Genomic DNA, 1,923 nt, shown 5'->3' on the forward strand with positions numbered 1-1,923 from the left:
CCGCGGCCCACCCCGCGCCCGGCACCGACCCCTCGCCCGTCGGCGCGACCGGCCCCCCGCGGCCAGTCGTCCGGCGGCACCGGGAACGCCTGACCTGCACCGACACGCTCGGACCCCACCGGGACCGGACGGACGAGTCGCGCCCCGGCGCGATGCGACGACAAGGAGAGACGGCAGCCATGCCGAAGAACAAGACGCACTCCGGTGCGAAGAAGCGCTTCCGGATCACCGGGAGCGGCAAGGTCATGCGCGAGCAGGCCAACGCGCGTCACCTGTTCGAGCACAAGTCGAGCCGTCGCACGCGCCGCCTCGCCTCGGACCAGGTCGTCTCCGCGGCCGACGCCCCCAAGATCAAGAAGCTGCTCGGCAAGTGACCCGTCGGCGCGCGAGCGCCGCGGTCCTGAGCCGACCCGATAACGAAGCAAGGAGCATCACGTGGCACGCGTGAAGCGGGCGGTCAACGCCCAGAAGAAGCGCCGGGCGACCCTCGAGCGGGCCTCCGGCTACCGCGGTCAGCGTTCGCGCCTGTACCGCAAGGCCAAGGAGCAGGTCACCCACTCCCTCGTCTACGCCTACCGCGACCGCAAGGCGCGCAAGGGCGACTTCCGCAAGCTGTGGATCCAGCGGATCAACGCGGCTGCGCGCGAGCAGGGCCTGACCTACAACCGCCTCATCCAGGGCCTCAAGGCCGCTGGCGTCGAGGTCGACCGTCGCGTGCTCGCCGACCTGGCCGTCACCGACGTCGCGGCGTTCAACGCGCTGGTGCAGGTCGCCAAGGACGCGCTGCCGGCCGACGTGAACGCGCCGAAGGCCGCCGCCTGACGGACCGCGTCACCGCCGTGCGCGCGGCCTGACCGCGCGCGCAGCACCCCTCAGGACCCCCGGGAGCCTCGGCCCCCGGGGGTCCTGCGCGTCCGGGCACGCCGGGCCCGCGCCGCCGACCGTGCCGCGCCCGCGGCGGGTGCGGGAGGATGGGGCCGTGTCCCGCACCGCACCCGACGGCCCCGCCGCCGCACGCCCCCCGATGACCAACCCGCACGCCGACCGCGTCAAGGCCGTGCGCGCGCTCGCGACCCGCTCGGGCCGGCGTCGCGCCGGGCGGTACGCCGTCGAGGGCCCGCAGGCGGTCCGCGAGGTCGTGCGCTGGGCGCCGCGCACGGTCCGGGACCTCTACCTCACCGACGACGCCGCCGACCGGTACGCGGAGATCCTCGCCGACGCCGAGGCCGCCCGGCTGCACGTGCACCGGGGGGACGCCGCTGTGCTCGACGCGATGTCGCCCGACGCCCAGGGGGTGCTCGCGGTGGCGGACCTCCCCGAGGCCGCGCGCGCCGGCGCCCGCGACGAGGTGCCGGTGGGCCCGCTGGGCGCCGAGGCGCTGGCCGCGGTGCTCGCCGCGCGCCCCCGCCTCGTCGCGGTGCTGGCGCAGGTCCGCGACCCCGGCAACGCCGGCACGGTGATCCGGGTCGCGGACGCCGCGGGCGCCGACGCGGTCGTGGTGGCGGGGGACAGCGTGGAGACGACGAACCCGAAGGTCGTCCGGTCCACGGCCGGCTCGCTGTTCCACCTCCCGGTCGTGTCCGGGGTCTCCGTGGCGGACGCGGTCGACGCGCTGCGGGCCGCGGGGCTCGCGGTGCTGGCGGCCGACGGGACCGGCGACCTCGACCTCGATGACCTGCAGGACGCCGCGGCGGTCGCCGGAGCGGGGGCGCCGGCCGGGGGACCGGCCGACCTCCGGTCCCCGACCGCCTGGCTGTTCGGCAACGAGGCCTGGGGCCTGCCGCCCGAGGACCGCGACCGCGCCGACGCCGTCGTGCGCGTGCCGCTGCGCGGCCGGGCCGAGTCGCTGAACCTCGGCACGGCGGCGGCGGTCTGCCTCTACGCGTCCTCCCGCGCCCACCGCTGACGACCCGGGGTCGCCTC

3 protein-coding genes are annotated in these 1,923 nt (G+C 77.1%); all 3 read left to right on the forward strand.

What is annotated here, in order from left to right; all coding sequences use genetic code 11:
- The first annotated feature begins 179 nt into the window (after nt 1–179).
- The 3 genes from rpmI to G6556_RS18595 all read left to right on the forward strand — a co-directional run bounded on the left by rpmI (nt 180) and on the right by G6556_RS18595 (nt 1,906).
- Nucleotides 180–374 carry a 50S ribosomal protein L35 gene (gene rpmI / locus G6556_RS18585; RefSeq protein ID WP_147793761.1) on the forward strand — a complete coding sequence of 65 codons (195 nt, stop codon included), beginning with the start codon at nt 180–182 and terminating at the stop codon, nt 372–374.
- 61 nt (nt 375–435) lie between these two features.
- Nucleotides 436–822, forward strand: coding sequence for a 50S ribosomal protein L20 (gene rplT, locus G6556_RS18590; protein WP_147793760.1), 387 nt, complete (start codon nt 436–438; stop codon nt 820–822).
- Nucleotides 823–1,024: 202 nt separating this feature from the next.
- Entirely contained in the window at nt 1,025–1,906 is an 882-nt protein-coding gene (locus tag G6556_RS18595; protein ID WP_166944603.1) for an RNA methyltransferase, read from the forward strand.
- Nucleotides 1,907–1,923 lie beyond the last annotated feature (17 nt).

It is taken from the genome of Cellulomonas sp. IC4_254, assembly GCF_011603975.1.
GTDB lineage: Bacteria > Actinomycetota > Actinomycetes > Actinomycetales > Cellulomonadaceae > Cellulomonas.